Below are 19,658 nucleotides of genomic sequence, written 5' to 3'. Positions count from 1 at the left end.
GGGTTTAGTTTGATTTGATTTTTATATTTTTAAAAGATACTCTATCACCATGATCTTGTAATAGAATTTGACCTTTTTCTAGTAATCCGAATTTAGGCCATTTTACATACTTACTTTCAGAAACTAATTTCAAAAAGTCATCACTACCGCGTTCATATTCTAGTACTTTTACACCATTAAGCCAATGTTCTACATGATTGTCTTTTGAAATGATATAGGCAGTATTCCATTCACCAATTGGATGAATAGGTTTATTAACATCTGCTTGAATTAAATCATATAATGAACTCACTGTTCTACTACCATCATGATTACCCAATTTTGCATCAGGATGTAAGTCATCATCAAGTATTTGGTATTCTAACCCGATAGAAGATCCCGCTCCTTTATTAATATTGGTATCTACATAATATTTTATGCCACTATTTGCACCTGGAGTTAGTTTAAAGTCAACTTTAAGTTCAAAATTGCCATATAAATCATCCGTAACAATATCACCACCAGCAGCAGATTCTGCACCTCCAGAAGGTAAAACCGTAAGAATACCATCTGTTATTTCCCATCCGTTTTCAGGAAATTTATCAAGTTTAGCACCTCTCCATCCTTTCGTTGATGTACCATCCCAAAGTAATTTCCAACCACTTTTAGCTTCGTCTATTGTCAATTGATTTTTCGTTATGATAGGTTTTAAAGGAGATTTTTTTGAATATTTTTGTAGGCTATCTGTAAGTATTTTTACATTTTTCCAAATAATTTCTGTGCCTTCGGCTTTATCTTCATGTATACTATGTACTTGAAGTCCAATAAAACCAGAAGCCGTTTTGTCGTCAATGAGGTAGGCTGCAGGAATTTCATTTATCCATGTTTTAATGGTATCTCCTATAGCTTCTATTCGATAATGGTTCCAATCATTTTGCTTGAATGCTTTTTGAGCTTCAGGATTATCTGTCAAAGGGTTTAACCATCCGCGTCTACTTTCATCATAAATTCCTGCACTCCATGCTCTTTCAGAAGGATCAATTTCAATTTGATAACCATGTACACGACCATTTCTATAATTAGGAAAACTATTAGATCTAATTTGAATTCCCGAATTCATCGTAGAATCTACTTTATAATCTAATTCAAGTATAAAATCTCCATACATTTTGTCAGACCTTAAAAAGGTGTTTGGGGTATTTCTAACCGTTCTACCAACAATTGAATTGTTTTCAACAGCATAAGTGGCTTTTCCTCCAATGATTGACCAACCATCTAAGGTTTTTCCATCAAATATTTCTACCCAAGGGGTATCATCTACTTCTGCTTTTGTACAACTGGAAAATCCAATTATTACTGTTAAAAATAATGCTAGTTTTAGCATATTTGCTTTGTTATTCATAATGATCAATGTTTATTATTTTATTTACCTATATTATTTTTATAATGTGTACTTCCTATTTTTTTAATTGAGATCAATAATAGACCTTGATTACTTAAACTCAATCTTGTACTGTACTGTTTTCTTTAAAAACCTCATTAAACATTAAAACATATTTAGCCTGTCTTATGATATATATTATTTAAAACTATTTAATAAAATGATAACAACTAAAAATAAACCTATTTTTAGAATGCATGCATTCTTGCTTATAATGATAAATGTTTTTGTCTAATAAGGTATAAAAGTAGCCATATTCTCTCAATTTAGTATGGATAATTTATGCAAATACATGATTAATTCACTCAATTGAATAGGATTTATGAATGTATTAAGGGAAAATTTAGGTTATATAATAGATTGTATTTTTTATTCATTAAATTAATGATGGATTAGCGTATTCTATAATGTAATTATGTTTTGCGTTAAATAATTAATCGATAGCGTTATTAATTTTTTTTTAAAAAGTTAATTTTCCATTACTTTTTAAAACTATATATAATTGGAAAACACTACACAACCATCATCAAAATTCAAAATAGCAGATTTACCCTCCTTGTTGGTTAAAACTTACAAAGCTTGGGATGCAGAAAACCCATTTAGATTGAGTGCTGTGGTTGCTTATTATGCCATTTTATCGATGCCCGGTTTATTAGTAATCATTGTAAATGTTATTGGTTCTATTTGGGGTCAAGATATTGTTCAAGGTGAGTTGACCAATGAGATATCCAGTGCTTTGGGAAAGGATGCTGCCAATGCTATTGAAAGCATGATTTCAGAAACGCAAGAAGGTGATAAAAATTTAATTTCAACGATAATAGGGATTGGTACGCTATTATTTGGAGCTTCTGGTGTTTTTTATCATTTGCAGATTTCTTTAAATCAAATTTGGAAAATTGATTCAGCACCTCAACAGAAATTTTGGAGAATGCTGCTTAATAGAGCTAGAAGTTTTACTTTTATTTTAGTAATCGGATTTTTATTATTGATTAGTTTTATTATCACCGCAGGTTTATCTGCCCTCGCTAATTTTTTAAACCGCAATTTTCCGGACTTTATAGTTTACCTAGCCTACATTTTAGATATTATATTATCTCTAGGTATTATTACGGTACTTTTTGCTTTAATGTTTAAGTATTTACCAAATGCCAAAATTAAATGGAAATCGGTTTGGGTTGGTGCGATAATTACAGCGGTGTTGTTTGTCTTAGGGAAGTTTCTATTAGGACTGTATTTTGGTCGTGCAGATTTTGATTCAACCTATGGTACTGCAGGAACTGTTGTTTTAATATTACTTTGGGTGTCCTACTCTTGCTTAATTTTATTTTTTGGAGCTGAATTTACATGGGTATTTTCAGAAAAATATGGATTTGGAATTAAGCCAACTTCGCATTCGTTCAAAATTAAAAAATAGCCTACTTGTTCTTATTTTAATTAGAACTAGGCAGTTATATCTTCATTTTTTCAGCGTTACGGTTAACAAATTAATTAAAAAGGTTAAAATCTAAAAGTCCTTAATCTTAATTTTACAACAAGCAAATCATGACAAATTCAAGGTATTTAGAATTAGTACGACTAGCACTTATCAATTTAGAAATTAATAATAGGAGAAAAAATGATTGATGAGTAATTTAAAATGATGAAATAACTACAAATCTTTAAAATTAACGACAGTGAAATTTATCAGTCCCAAAATAATCAATCAATTGTTTCTATTACTTGTATTACTTTTTATTGGAATTCTTATTTTCTTTGAGATGTTGCCTTACTTGTCAGGTGTTTTGGGAGCTATAACCATTTACGTGTTATTACGTAAGCCTATGAAACGATTGGTAAATAAAGGTTGGAACTCTCAATTGGCAGCTATTGTTTTATTATCATTATCCTTTATTGGAATCATGTTACCTGTTGCAGGAATTGTTTTTATGTTGGGCAATAAAATTAGTGATGTAGCTACGAACTCGGAGCGGGTACTAAATGCTTTAAAAATTGAACTAGAAAATATTCAGAATTATGTGGGGTTCGATTTAAGTTCTAAAATAGATACTTCAGAAGTGTCTTCAGCTGTATCGAGCAAATTGCAAAGTTTTGCGGGTAGTACTTTTGAAGTAATACTTGCTGTTTTTATAATGTATTTTTTGCTGTTTTATATGTTAACGAACCGAAGAAAATTAAAAGAAAGTCTGTTTGAATATATTCCTTTAGGTAAAGATAATTTGAAAATTATTGGTGAGGATGTTAGTAAAATGGTAAGATCGAATGCACTGGGAATTCCTTTGGTGGCTATTTCACAAGGGGTTGTTGCACTTATAGGTTTTTTTATATTCGGAATTGAAAATCCTATTTTTTGGTTTGTTATGGTTACTGTTGGTTCAATGATACCTTTTGTAGGTGGGTTGCTAGGTATCGTGCCCGCATTTATTTTAACCTATGCTAATGGAGATGCTTTTCAGGCGTGGGGTATACTGTTATATGGTATAATTATAGTAGGTTCTACAGATAATTTGATACGACTTTTTGTATTAAAAAAATTAGACAATGTGCACCCTTTAATTACCTTAATAGGAGTTATAATAGGAGTACCATTATTCGGATTTATAGGCTTAATCTTCGGTCCGCTATTATTAAGTTTATTTTTGGTAATGTTAAAAATTTATAAAAAAGAATATAGCGATAAGAAAATTGAAAAATTATAAAAACAACATTTAAATCAAGAGAAATATGGGGGTAATATCAAAAGATAACCGACAAATAAAATTGTATTACAATTCAGAAACCTCAATTGGTAAGCAAACGTTACCGTTTGTAGAGGTTTCTGAGAAAAAAGTGCTACCTATTGATATTTCCACAACGAAAGTAACGGGAACGCAGTGGTTAGAAATAGCAGATCATTTAAAAATGTCTATTTCTGAATTGGTAAATGTAAATCATCCAGATTTTGTAAAAATTTACGGAAATAAAGTGATGAATTTAAAGGAACACTATTGGTTAAAATTGATCGAAACGCACCCCATAATTATTACCTATCCTATCGTAATACATGGTCACAAAGTAATACAAATAAAGACTCCTTCTGATTTTGCAAAATATTTGAATAAAGAATAACTATTTAATATAAATTGTTTTTTCATTTACGAATGCTAACATACCTTCTTTTGAAAGTTCTCTGCCATATCCAGAAATTTTGGTACCGCCAAAAGGTAATCTAGCATCTGATTTGGTCATTTCATTGATAAAGAAGGAGCCATCATTAATATTTTCTATTTCCATTCTAGCGGCATCAATGTCTTCCGTAAAAAGCATGGTTCCTAAACCAAAATTAGTAGTTGACGCCACTGCTATTGATTCAGCTCTGTCTTTTACGCTGATAATTGCTGCTACGGGGCCAAAAATTTCCTCATCAAATAAGGGCATACCAGCTATTACGTTAGTAATAATTGTAGGTTCGTAAGAAGCACTGTCGCATGTATTTCCAATGTGAATTGTAGCCCCTTTTATGAGTGATTCATTAACTTGTTCTTGGACTTTTTTTGCTAAATCCGGTCTAGCCATAGTTGCAATATCAGTGCTTGTTTCCATAGGGTCACCTGATCTTAGCGTTTTTATTTTCGCTGTAAATTGTTTTAAAAATTCGTCATAAATAGCATCAACAACAATAAACCTTTTTGCGGCAATGCAGCTTTGACCTGCATTTAACATTCTAGCATTAACCATGGTATCTATATAGGTCTTCAAGTCAGCGTCTTCCCAAATAATACACGCATTATTTCCACCTAATTCTAAGACTGTTTTCTTTAAGTTTTGACCTGCAATTGCTGCTATTTTTCTTCCTGCTTTTTCACTTCCTGTTAAAGTTACCGCTTTAATAATATCATTTTCTATAATTTTTTCAATGCTCTTATGATCAGTTAAAACGGTTTGGAAACAACCTTCAGGGTAACCTGCCTCTATAAATAAATCTTGAATAGCTAAGGCACATCCTGTAGTATTGGAAGCATGTTTTAAGATGGCTGTATTACCAGCAGTTAATGTTGGTGCTGCGAAACGAAAGACTTGCCAAAATGGAAAATTCCAAGGCATAATTGCTAAAATACATCCTAAAGGATCGTAACTAATAAAACTTTCTTGAGCTTCTGTATCAATAAGTTCATCCGATAAAAAATCATCTGCATTTATCGCATAAAACTCGCAAACCGAACTACACTTTTCTATTTCGGCAACACTTTGCTTAATGGGTTTTCCCATTTCTGTCGTAATTAATTGTGCCAATTCAGCTTTTTTCCGAATTAATAAATCACTAAGATTATTTAGTAACGCAACTCTTTCTGAAATTTCTTCTTTTTTCCATTCTTCAAAAGTAACTTGAGCCTTGTCAAGAATTTGACTTATTTCTTTTTTAGAATGTTGTTCATATTCTGCAATCAATTTTCCGTTAAATGGGTTAATTGTTTTAATTTTTTTCATTGGTATATATTTTATGCAACCTTGTAGGCTATCGATACTTACATCGGTTGGTCTGATTATTATAATTAAAGTACTGTATCAAAAACGTTGGTTTCTAATAATGCCATTAAATTTTCTTTATCAAATTTATTAGTAACATTTTTATCAATATCATTTTTTAACGCTTCCAATTCCCTTTTGACAACTAATCTATTTTCGTTTGAAATGTTTGAGTTCATTGAAATATACTGTAATGATTTAATAAGAACATAAATTACGGAATTATCTTTCTTTGAATACAATCGAATAGGCTGAACTAAGATTCGCATTAATTCTTTTGCAGAAACATTGTTTTCAGTAATTATTAATTTACTATGTGTCATTGGTGTTGAAATGACCTTAGGAAATTTGAGAAATTCACTCAGTAATTGCTCCATTTTATTAATGGCATCTATGGCAGTTCCAGGATCATTAATTCCTGGTGACATCGCTTTGACCGCAATTTCTGTTAATTTTATCATCCCTGAAATTCCTTTATCATCTTCATGCCTATCTGATGAAATATTGAGGCAAAAAATCAAATCTTTAAGCTCCTCATCAGTTATAGATTTTTTGATTTTTAAAACCGGCATTCCTTTCCAAATATACTGATTCAAATAAGGAATTATTTCAATTTGATTGTTTTTTTCTTTAAAAGCATCGTTTATTAATGCTTTATCAAATCCTCTAAAATAACCCGTTTTATCACTAGAAATAGTTGTCCAGCTTTCCGTATCTAAAGCTTTTACAATTATTTTCTTTAATTTTTGATCCTTTTTTCTTTTTTCTAAATAACTAGTACTAGATTCAAATATTCTATTAATAATATTGTGTATTTGAATTGCTCGTGAAATACTGTGAATAAAATATACAAAAAGACCTATACAAACTAAACTTGAAGAAGCGGCAACCATAGTGGATAAACCAAATGATTCTGAATCCATACCAGTGGCACCTAAGGAGATTAAAATGATGATACAGTAAAGTAACGTACCAATATAAATTCCTAAGATAATTTGATGTCTTTTATTTGATATAAGATTTGGTAATAATCGAGGTGAAAAGTTTGAAGATGCCTGATTTAAAACTACCATTACCATGGTGAAACTAAATACAGTAAGTGATAAAATACCACCAATAATAGTTGATAAAATGGACCTAGCTGTTTCATAATCTTCTATAAAAAGATATGGAATTTTTTTCTTTACAGAATTTACTATTTCTAAATTCTCAATTTGTAAAGCACCAATAGCTAGAAGTAAAAACGCAATACTTAGAAGTACAGGGAAAAATGCAATACTATGTATTACACCTTGGTATTTTTTTTTAAAGAATTTTAAAATAGGTTTAAGCATTTAAATAAAATTAAAAGTAAAGTGGTCATTCCCATGTATAAGAATAACCACTTAGTAATAGGTGTGTTGTAACCGTCATTTTTTACAAATCACAATTAATCATCCAATGGATTCCGAATTTATCCGTACAACGTCCATATAATGCACCCCATTGTTCTTCGTTAAACGGATTATTAATTTGTCCACCTTCAGACAATTTTTTAAACATTGTCTTTGCTTTATTTGTATCATTTAAATCAATACTCATATGTATTTTATTACCACCATTTAGTGGTGTATCTGGTGCAGCATCATAGGCTAAGATATGTACGCCATTCCCTTTAACTTCGGCATGTTGAAGTTTCTTTCTATACGATTCTGGAATATCCATTTTCGCATCTTCGTATGTTATTCTGTTTGTTACATTAGCGTCAAAGCAATCTGCATAAAAATTAATTGCTTCTTGACATTCGCCTGAAAAGGCTAAATATGGTTTTACTTTCATAATATTATTAATTTTATAGTTATTAATTATTTTATCTATTTACATCAGCTAATAACCAATCTTCGACTTCACTATTTTTTTTATCAGTATGTAATACACTGATATCACCAGTAGCCTCAAAAACCACTGCTTTTATCTGAGATTTTTCTAAAACATTGGCCTCTCTAAGTTTACTTATGAGATCGTCTTTGGTTACTCTAGCTTTTTTTAAATTATCATAGCGTATATCTTCGCCTTCCATTAAAAGCAATGGTTTATTATCTATTAATGATTTAACCCAATTGTATCTTCTTGCAAAGGCAGCAGTTAATTGGATACTATATACAGCTCCTAATCCAACGATACCTTGTAACATGGTTACTGATGAAGAAACTATTGTAGTTGCTATGATAGATCCAATGGCTACAGTCATGGAAAAATCAAAACTTGACATTTTAGAAAAACTTCTTTTCCCAAAAATTCTTGTGTAAAGCATTAATGCTACAAACGAGCCTATTGCTGTTAAGAAAATAATAGTAAAGGAATCTGTACTCAGGTTGAAAAGTTTTTTTGAAATATCAGCGGTCATTGGTCCATTTTTTAATTAGTAATTAATCATTTTATCTTTGCGTTTTCGCAATTGGCTTTCTAAGTCATTAATCGATTCAGCAATAGAAAATTGAAAATTACTATGCGTTGCCTCAGCGAAAAGTCGTGGACCCGGCATACTCAATCTTATATTACAAATGAGTCCCGTTTCATCTGAACTTGTATTCTCTTTTTTAAAGAAAACATCAGCTCTGTGAACAAAGTCATACTTTTCTTCTAAATCGTTTAATTTCTCAGTAACCAAGTTCTCTAAATCATTACTGGAGTTTACATCGTGGTATTCAAAAATTATTTGCATTGTTGTTTGTTTTTATCACTACAATTTTAGTAAATCTAAAAGCAGTTCATTAACGCAAATAGTTATTAAATTGCCGTAATAAATTAAAGTATTGAAAAATACTTTTTCGTATTACCTTTGTAAGATGAATTTCAAGGAATCAAAATTTTCAATAGTTGATGTAGAGACTACTGGTGGTGTCAGTATAGGTAGAATGACAGAGATATGCATTATTACCGTAATAAATATGGAGATTGTTGATGTTTATCAATCCCTTATCAATCCAGAGACACCTATTCCCGGACATATTACAGCATTAACAGGAATAAGTGATGAGATGGTTTACGATGCTCCAAAATTTCATGAAATAGCTGAAATTATTGAGACGAAAATGAGTGATTCCATTTTTGTAGCTCATAATGTGAATTTTGATTTCGGTTTTTTAAAAAAAGAGTTCGAAATTATTGGAGAAAAATTTTTGAAGGAAAAATTATGCACAGTAAGATTATCTCGTAAACTCATACCAGGTTTACCATCATATAGTTTATCGAAATTGTGTAGATCGGTTGGTATTGAATTAAATGGTGCTCATAGGGCAGAGGCAGACACAAGAGCCACAACTATCCTTTTTTTAAATTTATTAAAACTTGATAGCAAATCAGAGTATGAAGTTTTAAAGAAGTATCTCAATAAGTCGTCAGTTAAGACTGCGTTGCCTAATAATTTACCTGCAAAAGATTTTGAAAAGCTACCCAGCACGCCAGGTGTTTATATTTTTAAAGATGAGGGTGGAAAGATTATTTATGTTGGTAAGGATAAGAATATTAGAAAAAAGGTGTTAGCTCACTTTTATTCCAAATCGCAAAAAATAATTAATATCTGCAATGAAACGCATGCATTAGATTTTGAGGAAACTGGAAATGAGCTTTCTGCATTACTTTTGGAGGCAGATTATATTAGTCAAAACGATCCTAAATTCAATCAGACACAGAAAAAACCAACCAGTGTTTATCAAATAATCTCTTATGAAAATCAATTGGGAGTATTGCAATTGGCTTTGCATAAAACAAAGGTGAGTAACAATTCAGTTCAAACTTTATTTAGTACTGCCGTAGCCACAGAAACGCTAACCAAGTTATGTGAAAAGTTTAATTTGTGTCCTAAGTACTGCTCATTGCAAGTAACCAATGGATCATGTTCACATTCTAAAATTAAAAATTGTTTAGGCATTTGTTCCCAGAAAGAGGATGTTGCTACCTATAACGAACGTGTTAAGCAAGCATTATATAATGTACAAAACGAACAACAATCTTATGCAATTGTAGAAAAAGGTAGAACTTCTTCAGAAACGTGTGTAATACTCATTGAAAATGGCGAATACCAAGGATTTAGTTTTATAGATAATGAGAATGTTATAGAGCATTTTGAGGGATTTAAAGACTATATAAAGCAATACAGCAATAACTTTTTCACTTCTAAAATATTGAGTGCTTACTTACATAAAAATTCAAAAAGTTTAAAAATTATAAAAGCAGATACAACGCGTGTAAATTAAGTACTTGTCTTTATGTTTTTTCCAATTTTGTAATAATTTATGATAATATGTATTTGAATAGGTAAGAACATAGTAGTTAAGAAACTATATACCCTTTAGATTTAGCATGTTTAATAATTTGTGCCGTATTTTCTGCCAAAAGTATTTCTACATGAGCACTATTCTTTATTAATTGAACAACTTTTTTTAATTTCTTCGTTTTTGCAATACTTCTAATATAAATACAAAGAATTCTATCGGGAAATTGCTTTGCTATTTCTAAATATATTTCAGAATCTAAATCGTGAGCATCACCAATAAGGATAAATGGCATTGATGGATAAGTTTCAAGTATATGCTTAATTTTTAAAAATTTGTTACCCTCTAAAAAAGATTTTTTCCTTTTGTTTTCTAAACCAATATCTCGTAATAATAAAGTGCCTTTTGGGAAATTGTTTTTTTCTAAAAATGCCTGCAGATAATCATATAAATTCCATGGGCTATTAGAAAGGTAAAAAAATGGGTTTTCATTATACCCCGTTCTTCCGCCATAAAGTTGGGAGCATAATTCCTGAGATCCCTCAATAGGCAAACGTTGATCACTCGATTTAACAATAGTATTTATAATTACTCTCCATTTTAAAAAGGAGTAAAGCCCCGTATCTAAAATAGTTTCATCAACATCACTAATTACTCCAAATTCAGCATTGGAAGCAGGTTTCATTATAGAATCAGTAATTGTAAATAGGGTTTTGCTATCTTCTTTTAGGGCATAAGTTATTGGAATCCATATTGTTTTTTTATGCTTTAGATCAAGACCATGATTGGTATTTAAATAGATATAACCTTCACGATCAGAAACCAATACGAACTCTTTATTTTGCCAAGTAACTTTTACAGAAACGTTGGCTTTTTCATCCGTTTCAAAACGCTTAAAAGACCGAACAATATTTTTTGAAAAAGAATTATCAATCGTTGTGTCTATACCCTCATCTTCTAGTACTCTAGCTTGGGCATATATTTTCTTATCATTTGCAAATCCACCAAAAGGAATAATAATAATAGGATCAGGATCGTCTATTAATTGTGAAATGTAATTAAACATTATTAAATGATTTTATTGTTAATTCATTCAAATATACTTTTTTGATCGGTTTTATTGCATCAAAGTACCTTGAGGTCTAAATTAAAAAAAATGCTTTAAAAAATCTATTCAATGTTAAAAATAGTACTTCAACTGACATGAGATTTCATCTAAAACTATAGCTTGGACTCTTGTTTTAGTTACTTTAAAATGAATAGGATACTATTTTATCATAAATAGTATTTGCATTAATTTTTTTTGCGTTGAGGGTAAACCAATTAGTTATACAAAGCTAAGTTTACCTACTGATTTATTAAAAACAAATTCAATGGCGGTATCGAAAGGAAAGCTAATACAATTGTTAAGAACTCCTGAAAAAATCATTAATCAATATAATCTTGTTTATGTTAAGGATAAGGACTTTCCGATTCTTAGAAAAAAATGGGGTAGGGGCTTTACCTATTCCTTTAATGGAATACGTTTAAAAGATAAAAATGAGTTAAAAAGAATAAAGAGTTTAGTTATTCCTCCAATGTGGGATGATGTTAAAATTACAGATTTAGAGGAGGGACATTTACAAGCAATGGGGCGTGATGCTAAACGTCGAAAACAATATCGTTATCACCCTAGGTGGACAAAAATTCGAAATCAGACGAAGTTTTATAAAATGACGGCGTTTGGAAATCAACTTCCTGTTATTAGAAAGCAAGTAGATGCCGATTTAGACCAAAAGGGATGGCCGAAAACTAAGGTTATAGCTTTGGTGATCCGTCTTATGGAAGAAACCCATATTAGAATAGGCAATGAACAATATGCAAAACGCAATCAGACTTATGGTTTGTCTACTTTAAGGAAAAGGCATGTTGAAGTCAATAAAAGTCATTTGAAATTTGAATTTATTGGTAAAAAAGGGAAGGAGCATTCCATAACTATTCGCAATAAAAAATTAATCCGATTGGTTAGTCGCTGTGAGGAAATACCCGGTTGGGAATTGTTTAAATATTATGATGAAGATGGTGTTAAACAATCTATTGACAGTAGTATGATTAATGATTACCTGCATGCCATTTGTGGAGCGTTTTTTTCTGCAAAGGACTTTAGAACTTGGGCTGCTTCAGTATTATTTTTTGAAAAATTAATGGAAATGAAACAGCCCGAAACTAAAAAAGAAAGACAAAAAAATATATTGTTAGGTTTTGATGCCGCTGCTAAAGAATTGGGTAATACAAGAAATGTATGTAGAAAATATTATGTACATCCAATGCTAGTTACTTTGTATGAGGAAGGGTCTTTACATCAGTATTTCCAAGATGTTAACCATGCTGCCCAACAAGCAACATACTTTACCAAATCAGAATCCGTAATTCTTAATGTAATAGCAAATTTTAACCCGAAATTTTAGAATTCAATTAATTTTTATCGATACGATTAAAATTCAAATGGATAGCGTTAAACTCCAAACTTGAATCTTTCTAATTTTACATCAGTATTGATGTTGAGTAGCTTAGCATCAAAAAAAATAAGCTATTAATTTAAAAACAATTATTATGAGTACGACATACACTGAAAAATTAGGTGAAAAATTAAATACCTTATTAGAAAAAAGTTATGATGCTGAAAAAGGGTATCATAAAGCCGCAGAAAATGCTAAAAATCCAGGATTGAAAGGTTATTTTGAGAGAAAATCAAAAGAGCGAAATCAGTTTGGACATGCTATAAAATCTGAAATTAGAAACTTTGGACAAGAAATTGATAAAGGAGGAAGTGCGGCTGGCTCAATGCATCGTGCATGGATGGATGTAAAATCTTTCTTTTCTGCAGATAGTGACGAATCTATGTTAGAAGCGGCCATTACGGGTGAAAAAGCTGCTATTGATGACTATCAAGATGTATTGAATGAAATAAACTTACCTACGAGCACGGCTACCTTACTTACCAATCAAGTAAGTCAAATTAAAAATGACTTAAATACCATTAAAAATTTGGAAGACTTAGCCTAAGTTAAACCTATTATTTAAATACAAAATATGTTACCACCCTGTAAGGTTTTGCACCCTACAGGGTTCTTTTATCTCAAAGGTATTGATGCCTATATTTCTTAGATACTCAGAGCATTGTAAAGCAAATTTATCTAATGCTAAAATTGATTAAAGAATTTAACCGTTTGTTGTTTACCATGATGAAAAGGATGAGTAGAAAATATGTAATGCGTTAATATTTATTGCATTAGCGTTAATGTGATTATTAATTTTTATAGACTTTTGTGTAAGAAGATTGAGAAATACCATAGCTCAATTATTATTTATTAATCATCCTTGTCAGTCAGACAAGCTTAAAACAGAAAAATTATGTTACGTTGGACAATCACATTTATAATCTTAGCAATAATAGCTGGAGTTCTTGGTTTCGGTGGAATAGCCGCGGGAGCTGCCGGTATTGCAAAAGTCTTATTTTTTATTTTTTTAATACTATTTGTTTTCTCACTCATAACAGGTAGAAAAAAAGTTTAATACAAAAAAACGATTTAAAAACACTAAAAACTATTAATTATGAAACGAGTAATTTATGTAATGCTTTTACTTTTTATAACCTCAATGTCATTTGCGACATTAACAAGTTGTAAAGAGAAAAAAGAGACACCAGAGGAAAAGGTTGAAGAAGCTATTGATGAAATTGGTGATGGATTAGAAGAAGCTGGTGAAGAAGTTGAAGATGCTGCTGAAGACGTTAAAGAAAATGTCGAAGAAGCTATCGATACCATTAATTAAAAATCTCTTAAAGGGAATGATAAACACATTGGTTTAATACGTTAATGGGTTTAAACGAGTATTTTAAATACTCGTTTTTTTTTGGATTAACATCTATTTAAGATTATAGAAGCCTAATTTTATTTAAAGTTTTTAATTAGATTAGTCGTGTATAATAGAATAGGTTAAAAAAAATAAATTTTGTTTAAACTTAGTAAGTCAATTATAGTATATTCGTTGTGTACTTTTTCAATTCGTTTTATTAGAAAATTGAACTTTTGTCAAATTAAATGGTGATTATGAAAATTTATGTAACATTCAATCTTGACATTACTTGTAATGCTATTCTTAAGGAGCAATTAAATAAATTGGATGTTCAATATACTATAAATGGTGCTAGAGAAATTGTATTTACTAAAGAATTGACAGAGCAACAGCAATTGGGTTTAACAACATCTTTAAAAAAATATGGAGTTGAAGTTATTGATAACCAAAAAACCGAATTGATACAACGAATTAAAGATACTATAAATGAGATGCTTAAAGATGATGAGGCTAATTTGTATAAGGTATCCTCTTATTTATCTGATAAATTAGATTATTCTTATACATATTTATCGAATCTTTTCTCAGAAGGCACATATACCTCTATTGAAAACTTTGTTATTCTAAAGAAAGTGGATTATGTTAAAGAATTAATTGCAACAACTGACTTATCACTGACTGAAATTGCATTTAGACTTAATTATAGTAGTGTGGCCCATTTATCAGGTCAGTTTAAGAAAATAACAGGGTTAACACCCACTGTATTTCAAAAAATTATAGAAAAACGAAAAGTATTTAAATCTAATAAAGCATAAAAATGAAGTTAAATAACTTAATTGTTTTTCTTGCAGAAGATGACGAAGATGACAGATGGCTGTTTGAGCAGGCATTAGCGGATCTGAAAATTAAAACGGAACTTTCCATGTTTAAAAATGGTAAAGAAATGATGGACTACTTAAAAAAAGGAGATACCATTACGCCACATATTGTATTTTTAGATTTAAATATGCCTATTAAAAATGGTATGGAATGTCTTAAGGAAATGAAAGAAGATGAAAATTTAAAAAAGATACCAGTAGCCATATATTCAACTTCTTCTTCTGAAAAAGATATAGAAAATACGTTTATTAGTGGAGCTAATGTTTACATTAATAAACCTAATAATTTTTCAGCACTTAAAAAAGTAGTAGAAAAGGTGTTACAACTAAACTGGCAATACCAAACATCAAATTTAAATAAGGAAAACTTTTTATTTAGAATCTAACCTAAAATGGATTTTAGAGTAATTATATCTTCAACGAAGTCATATAAAATTGTGCTAGCAATTGCTATTGCATTTTTATTAATGCTTTCTAGTATTTCTTATCGTCAGATAAATAACTTAGAAAAATCAGCTGATTTAGTCTCATCATCATTGTTAATTGAAAAGGAAATAAATAATCTATTTTCTAAATTTAGTTTGGTAGAAGCTGCAGAATACAAAGCTTTAATAGTAAAGGATACGACACTCGCTGATACTTATAAAGACTATAAACGAGAAATAGAGATTTCACTTCATAATTTAACGGAACTGACAAAAGAGGTACCCGAACAGCAACAGTATATTGATTCTACAGTTCAATTTAAAGACAGTTTACACGCTATTGTTACTAGGCTTAATAAATATAGGTATCATTTGTTAGAGGCATCTGAGGAAGAAGTAATTAAAGAAGTAAGTGCCTTATCTTCAGTTGTCCAAAGATTGAAATTATTTAAGTCAGGTATGTCTAAAAAAAGAGAGGCTATATTTAAAGAGCGGATGATTGCCTATAAAACGGAAACCTTTTTCACACCGTTTATCTCTTTGTTATTGGCTTTGTTTTCATTAATTATTTTTTGGCTCGCCTTTAGAAAGATAAATAATTCTCGCAAAAAGTTAGTAAGTACTCAGGCGTTCGTTGAAAGTATCGTTACCACAAGTAATAATCTGATTACTTATTTCAGACCCCTTAGAGATGAAAACGGTAAAGTAATTGATTTTATTTTTGAATATGCCAGTAACAAAATTGAAGACATGACAGGAACTTCAGCACAAGATATTGTCGGTCAACGATTGTCTCAAGCATATCCTTCTACATTTACGAATGGAATTTCTGAGATGTATATTAATTGCTTAGAAACTGGAAAATCACAGCAATTAACGAGTCATTATACCTTTAATAATGAAGGGAAGTGGCTAAAAAGTGTGGCTTCAAAATTAGAGGGAGGGGTAAATGTTACTACCATAGATGTTACGCAAGAAAAAGAACGAAACGAGAATCTAAGAAACTTGAATAACAGTCTGTTTTTGAAAAATGCCATTTTAAATAACGCAGAGGTTATGGCTAAAATAGGAAGTTTTAGTACTTATTTGGAAAACGGCGAAACTGACATGTCAGATAATTTATACACCATGCTGGGATGTAAACCCAATGATTTTGAAGCAAGTTTCGAAAAACTTAGCTCCTTTGTGCATCCAGATGATAAAATAAAGTTTGAAAAATCGACTTCTAAGAATTTAAAAGCAAAGGGAATTACAGAGGCTAATTACAGAGTAATTACTAAAAACAGAAAAGTAAAGCACTTTAAATCTGCCACATTAACTATAATGGAACATGGTAAAGAAAAAATGGTAGGTGTGCTTCAAGATGTTACAGAAAGTATAAAAAAAGATAAAAAATTAAAAAAGAGAAATAAAGAATTGAAACGCTCCAATGCCGAGTTAGAGTCTTTTAATAGGGTGGTGAGTCATGATTTACAAGAGCCATTGCGTAAAATTCAAATGTTTATCTCTTTACTCTCAGAAACGGAGGGTACAGCGTTTTCAGATAAAAGTCTTACCTATTTCAATAAAATTGACACCTCTGCGAACAGAATGCAAATGCTTATTAAAAATTTATTAAGCTATTCACGAATTGATAGCACACATGAAAATTTTGAAAGAATAGACTTGAATAAAAAACTTGAAAAAGTTCAAGATAATCTTTCGGAAAGGCTAAAAGAAGCTAATGTAAAAATTGTTAAAACCGAGCTGCCAATCATAAAAGGAATTCCTTTTCAGATGGAACAATTGTTTAATAATTTAATTTCAAACGCAATTAAATATAGAAGTCTGACAGGTCCAGCTAAAATTTTAATTGATGCTTCTAAAGTATATAAAGATCAAATTCCTTTTAATTTCTTAAAAACTTCTAATAGCTATCATAAGATTGTAGTTAGTGATAATGGTATTGGCTTTGATCAAGAAAATGCAGACAAAATTTTTGATATTTTTGAACGGCTACATCAAAAAAACGAATATTCAGGAACTGGCATTGGTTTGGCTATTTGTAAAAAAATAGTAGAGAATCATCATGGATTTATTCATGCTTCTAGCGAACCAAATAAGGGTTCGATTTTCTATATCTATTTACCTGCATAATTTTATTCCTCACCTAGAGTTCGCTACTATTTTACTCTTATATCTTATAAAGCATTTCTGTCTTAAATAACTTCTTATGCTCTAAAAAGCCATTTTTATAATGGTTTAACCTCCTTTTTACCCCAAAACATATAATTGTATAACTAAATCCAAAAATTCTGTAACGTGTTAAGGGAGGTGTTGACGGATATTTGCCATGTACTTTAAAGAGAGTATATAATTCTTTAATAAAACAACATGGAACGAGACAATTTTAATTTGAAACAATTTGCTAGAGTAGGTAAGGTTTTTACAAAACAAATTTCTGAGACTATTGAAGATCAACGTAACAATGAAAAAATTGTCTTAGTCCCTTTATCTAACTTATTAGATAATTAACGGATTTAAAAGCACAATTTAAGATGTCTAGAATTTTTTACGGTATAGCAATATTATTTTTAGTGGCGTGGGCCATTGGTTTTTTTCTATATGGACTAGGATTAATAATACATCTTCTTTTAGTCGCTGCTGTAATTGCTATCGCTATTAAATTATTTAAAGAAAATTAGTAAATCTAAAAATTAACTTAAAACAACTATCATGAAAACTACACATATAAAATCAATCAAAATTGAAAAAATCTTTACTGAATTACATAATAATTTTGGTGGTAATTTAGAAATCATATCAAATGAATACAAACTCGATTTAAACGGAAATTTTGGTAGAGGTACCATTAAAGGAATTGCTTTAAAAAATGGAATATCTTATATTGAATTTGATGTGACATTAACTGATGAAGTTGTAATAAGTATGATGGCCACTAAAAATTTACCTATTTATTTCACGTATTGTTCAGAAGGTAGTGTAAGCCATAGTTTTGGAGGGAATTCAGGGTCAGTAGCACTTGAAAAATACCAAACAGGTATTTTGACATGTAAGAGAGCAGAAGAAAATATATTAACCTTTAAAAAAGAGGATCGTACTAAAATTTCTTTAATAGTTGTGAACACCACTAAATCAGAAACGGTTGAAGGTTCTAGTTTGAATCAAAGATTAAGAAATACTTTTTTTGAAGATAGTCAATTAGATAGTTCTGTATTCATCGGTTCTTATAATTTAAAAATCGGAGAAAAAATAAAAGAGCTGAATGCTATTAGACATACAGGTATTGTAAGAAGTTTAATGATTGAGGGTATTGTTCACTTAATATTGGCGTTAGAAATACAACAACGTAAAGATGATTTAGCTGCCGAAGCAAATGCAACAGGATGCTTAAGTAGTAAAGAGATGGAAAAGGTTAAAGAGATTTCAGAATTTATTACAAATTATCCTGAAAACGATTATACCTTAAAAATGTTAAGCAGAAAGTCAGGTCTTTCTAATAGTAAATTGCAAGAAGGGTTTAAATTTTTACATGATAGAACGGTGAGAGACTTTATTATAAATGAAAGAATAAAAAAATCTGAACAATTAATTAGAACTACAGATTTAAATATTTCTGAGGTTGTTTACAGCATTGGATTTACGAGTAGAAGTTACTTCTCAAAAATATTTAAGCAAAAGTATGATTGTAGTCCTAAATTTTATAAAGACAACCAAAATTCGCTAGCTGCAACAGCCTAATATATCACTTTAATTCCCCAAAAAATCCGGTCTTTGGAGGCTGGATTTTTTACTTAAAACTTCTTAGAGAATAACTAATCGTTAAAATCGGAGGAAGTTATAAGTTATTTTTTTTAAAACAATATCATTAACTTAAAACCACGAATTATGAGAAGTTTACTTTGGCTTGTTGCCGTTATTTTAATAGTTGTTTGGCTTTTAGGAATGTTAGGTATAGTGCAAGGAATTGCTACTAGTAACTTACTTCATATTCTATTAGTTATAGCAGTAGTTGTAATTTTATATAATATAATCTCTGGTCGAAAACCGTTAGATTAAAAGTATACAGCTAAAAAAATAAAAAACCTCCAATAGTAACTATTGGAGGTTTTTATTTGTGTTTTTAAATTTTAGAGAATTTTAAAAATTATCTATTTCTTCTTTTAATTGTTCTTTTGTTTTTCCAGTTTTTTCCTGAATTTTACCCAGCATCTCGTCAAATTTGCCTTCCGCATAGGTAAGGTCGTTATCGGTTAAATCACCGTATTTTTGTTTTAATTTTCCTTTGGCCTGATTCCACTTGCCTTTTAATTGATCTGTGTTCATAATTTTATGTTTT

General features: G+C 30.2%; 23 protein-coding genes. 15 read left to right on the top strand and 8 right to left on the bottom strand.

Annotation, left to right across the window (positions count from 1 at the left end):
• Nucleotides 1–4 precede the first annotated feature (4 nt).
• A complete protein-coding gene (locus FF125_RS11920; protein WP_394344095.1) occupies nucleotides 5–1,381 on the bottom strand; it encodes a 3-keto-disaccharide hydrolase in 1,377 nt (458 codons plus the stop codon).
• A 541-nt stretch (nucleotides 1,382–1,922) separates the two neighbouring features.
• Between FF125_RS11920 and FF125_RS11915 the strand changes: the two genes are divergently transcribed.
• From FF125_RS11915 to FF125_RS11905, 3 genes are all read left to right on the top strand, one after another.
• Nucleotides 1,923–2,834 (top strand): YihY/virulence factor BrkB family protein, encoded by a 912-nt coding sequence (locus tag FF125_RS11915; protein ID WP_138949973.1) that lies wholly within the window; start codon nucleotides 1,923–1,925, stop codon nucleotides 2,832–2,834.
• Nucleotides 2,835–3,093: 259 nt separating this feature from the next.
• Nucleotides 3,094–4,116, top strand: a complete 1,023-nt coding sequence (locus tag FF125_RS11910) for an AI-2E family transporter (RefSeq protein ID WP_138949972.1) — start codon at nucleotides 3,094–3,096, stop codon at nucleotides 4,114–4,116.
• A gap of 25 nt (nucleotides 4,117–4,141) precedes the next feature.
• A complete protein-coding gene (locus FF125_RS11905) occupies nucleotides 4,142–4,525 on the top strand; it encodes an arsenate reductase family protein (protein ID WP_138949971.1) in 384 nt (127 codons plus the stop codon).
• On the opposite strand, the gene FF125_RS11900 is transcribed toward FF125_RS11905, so the two are convergent.
• From FF125_RS11900 to hpf, 5 genes are all read right to left on the bottom strand, one after another.
• Nucleotides 4,526–5,884, bottom strand: a complete 1,359-nt coding sequence (locus tag FF125_RS11900; protein WP_138949970.1) for an NAD-dependent succinate-semialdehyde dehydrogenase — start codon at nucleotides 5,882–5,884, stop codon at nucleotides 4,526–4,528.
• A gap of 65 nt (nucleotides 5,885–5,949) precedes the next feature.
• Nucleotides 5,950–7,257, bottom strand: a complete 1,308-nt coding sequence (locus FF125_RS11895) for a DUF2254 domain-containing protein (protein WP_138949969.1) — start codon at nucleotides 7,255–7,257, stop codon at nucleotides 5,950–5,952.
• 82 nt (nucleotides 7,258–7,339) lie between these two features.
• Nucleotides 7,340–7,741, bottom strand: a complete 402-nt coding sequence (locus FF125_RS11890; RefSeq protein ID WP_138949968.1) for a VOC family protein — start codon at nucleotides 7,739–7,741, stop codon at nucleotides 7,340–7,342.
• A gap of 31 nt (nucleotides 7,742–7,772) precedes the next feature.
• Nucleotides 7,773–8,309 carry a DUF421 domain-containing protein gene (locus FF125_RS11885; RefSeq protein ID WP_138949967.1) on the bottom strand — a complete coding sequence of 179 codons (537 nt, stop codon included), beginning with the start codon at nucleotides 8,307–8,309 and terminating at the stop codon, nucleotides 7,773–7,775.
• 15 nt (nucleotides 8,310–8,324) lie between these two features.
• Complete coding sequence (gene hpf / locus FF125_RS11880; RefSeq protein WP_138949966.1) at nucleotides 8,325–8,627, bottom strand: ribosome hibernation-promoting factor, HPF/YfiA family; 303 nt, start codon at nucleotides 8,625–8,627, stop codon at nucleotides 8,325–8,327.
• Between the two features lie 124 nt (nucleotides 8,628–8,751).
• Between hpf and FF125_RS11875 the strand changes: the two genes are divergently transcribed.
• On the top strand, nucleotides 8,752–10,161 hold the full coding sequence (locus FF125_RS11875; RefSeq protein ID WP_138949965.1) for an exonuclease domain-containing protein: 1,410 nt from the start codon (nucleotides 8,752–8,754) through the stop codon (nucleotides 10,159–10,161).
• A 76-nt stretch (nucleotides 10,162–10,237) separates the two neighbouring features.
• On the opposite strand, the gene FF125_RS11870 is transcribed toward FF125_RS11875, so the two are convergent.
• Nucleotides 10,238–11,245 (bottom strand): App1 family protein, encoded by a 1,008-nt coding sequence (locus FF125_RS11870; protein ID WP_138949964.1) that lies wholly within the window; start codon nucleotides 11,243–11,245, stop codon nucleotides 10,238–10,240.
• A 307-nt stretch (nucleotides 11,246–11,552) separates the two neighbouring features.
• Here FF125_RS11870 and FF125_RS11865 point away from each other — a divergent pair, with 307 nt between their 5' ends.
• The 11 genes from FF125_RS11865 (at nucleotide 11,553) to FF125_RS11820 (ending at nucleotide 19,378) form a co-directional block, all read left to right on the top strand.
• Complete coding sequence (locus FF125_RS11865) at nucleotides 11,553–12,626, top strand: DNA topoisomerase IB (protein WP_138949963.1); 1,074 nt, start codon at nucleotides 11,553–11,555, stop codon at nucleotides 12,624–12,626.
• 145 nt (nucleotides 12,627–12,771) lie between these two features.
• Nucleotides 12,772–13,224 (top strand): ferritin-like domain-containing protein, encoded by a 453-nt coding sequence (locus FF125_RS11860; protein ID WP_138949962.1) that lies wholly within the window; start codon nucleotides 12,772–12,774, stop codon nucleotides 13,222–13,224.
• Nucleotides 13,225–13,572: 348 nt separating this feature from the next.
• On the top strand, nucleotides 13,573–13,734 hold the full coding sequence (locus FF125_RS11855; RefSeq protein WP_138949961.1) for a DUF1328 family protein: 162 nt from the start codon (nucleotides 13,573–13,575) through the stop codon (nucleotides 13,732–13,734).
• A 39-nt stretch (nucleotides 13,735–13,773) separates the two neighbouring features.
• Nucleotides 13,774–13,992: a hypothetical protein gene (locus tag FF125_RS11850; protein WP_138949960.1), complete on the top strand. Its 219-nt coding sequence runs from the start codon at nucleotides 13,774–13,776 to the stop codon at nucleotides 13,990–13,992.
• A 278-nt stretch (nucleotides 13,993–14,270) separates the two neighbouring features.
• Nucleotides 14,271–14,831, top strand: a complete 561-nt coding sequence (locus FF125_RS11845) for a helix-turn-helix domain-containing protein (RefSeq protein WP_138949959.1) — start codon at nucleotides 14,271–14,273, stop codon at nucleotides 14,829–14,831.
• Nucleotides 14,832–14,833: 2 nt separating this feature from the next.
• A complete protein-coding gene (locus FF125_RS11840) occupies nucleotides 14,834–15,280 on the top strand; it encodes a response regulator (protein WP_138949958.1) in 447 nt (148 codons plus the stop codon).
• A 6-nt stretch (nucleotides 15,281–15,286) separates the two neighbouring features.
• Nucleotides 15,287–17,455, top strand: coding sequence for an ATP-binding protein (locus FF125_RS11835; RefSeq protein ID WP_138949957.1), 2,169 nt, complete (start codon nucleotides 15,287–15,289; stop codon nucleotides 17,453–17,455).
• A gap of 237 nt (nucleotides 17,456–17,692) precedes the next feature.
• Nucleotides 17,693–17,833 carry a hypothetical protein gene (locus FF125_RS21920; protein ID WP_175418917.1) on the top strand — a complete coding sequence of 47 codons (141 nt, stop codon included), beginning with the start codon at nucleotides 17,693–17,695 and terminating at the stop codon, nucleotides 17,831–17,833.
• Between the two features lie 23 nt (nucleotides 17,834–17,856).
• Entirely contained in the window at nucleotides 17,857–18,003 is a 147-nt protein-coding gene (locus FF125_RS11830) for a lmo0937 family membrane protein (RefSeq protein ID WP_138949956.1), read from the top strand.
• A 31-nt stretch (nucleotides 18,004–18,034) separates the two neighbouring features.
• The gene (locus tag FF125_RS11825) at nucleotides 18,035–19,060 is read left to right on the top strand and encodes a helix-turn-helix domain-containing protein (protein ID WP_138949955.1); all 1,026 of its coding nucleotides are present in this window, start codon (nucleotides 18,035–18,037) and stop codon (nucleotides 19,058–19,060) included.
• Between the two features lie 147 nt (nucleotides 19,061–19,207).
• Nucleotides 19,208–19,378, top strand: coding sequence for a lmo0937 family membrane protein (locus tag FF125_RS11820; RefSeq protein WP_138949954.1), 171 nt, complete (start codon nucleotides 19,208–19,210; stop codon nucleotides 19,376–19,378).
• 81 nt (nucleotides 19,379–19,459) lie between these two features.
• Here FF125_RS11820 and FF125_RS11815 read toward each other — a convergent pair whose 3' ends face one another.
• The gene (locus FF125_RS11815) at nucleotides 19,460–19,645 is read right to left on the bottom strand and encodes a CsbD family protein (RefSeq protein WP_117882304.1); all 186 of its coding nucleotides are present in this window, start codon (nucleotides 19,643–19,645) and stop codon (nucleotides 19,460–19,462) included.
• Nucleotides 19,646–19,658: the final 13 nt, after the last annotated feature.

Source organism: Aureibaculum algae (genome assembly GCF_006065315.1).
GTDB classification, from domain to species: Bacteria; Bacteroidota; Bacteroidia; order Flavobacteriales; family Flavobacteriaceae; genus Aureibaculum; species Aureibaculum algae.
This window is presented reverse-complemented; position numbering and strand designations above follow the sequence as displayed.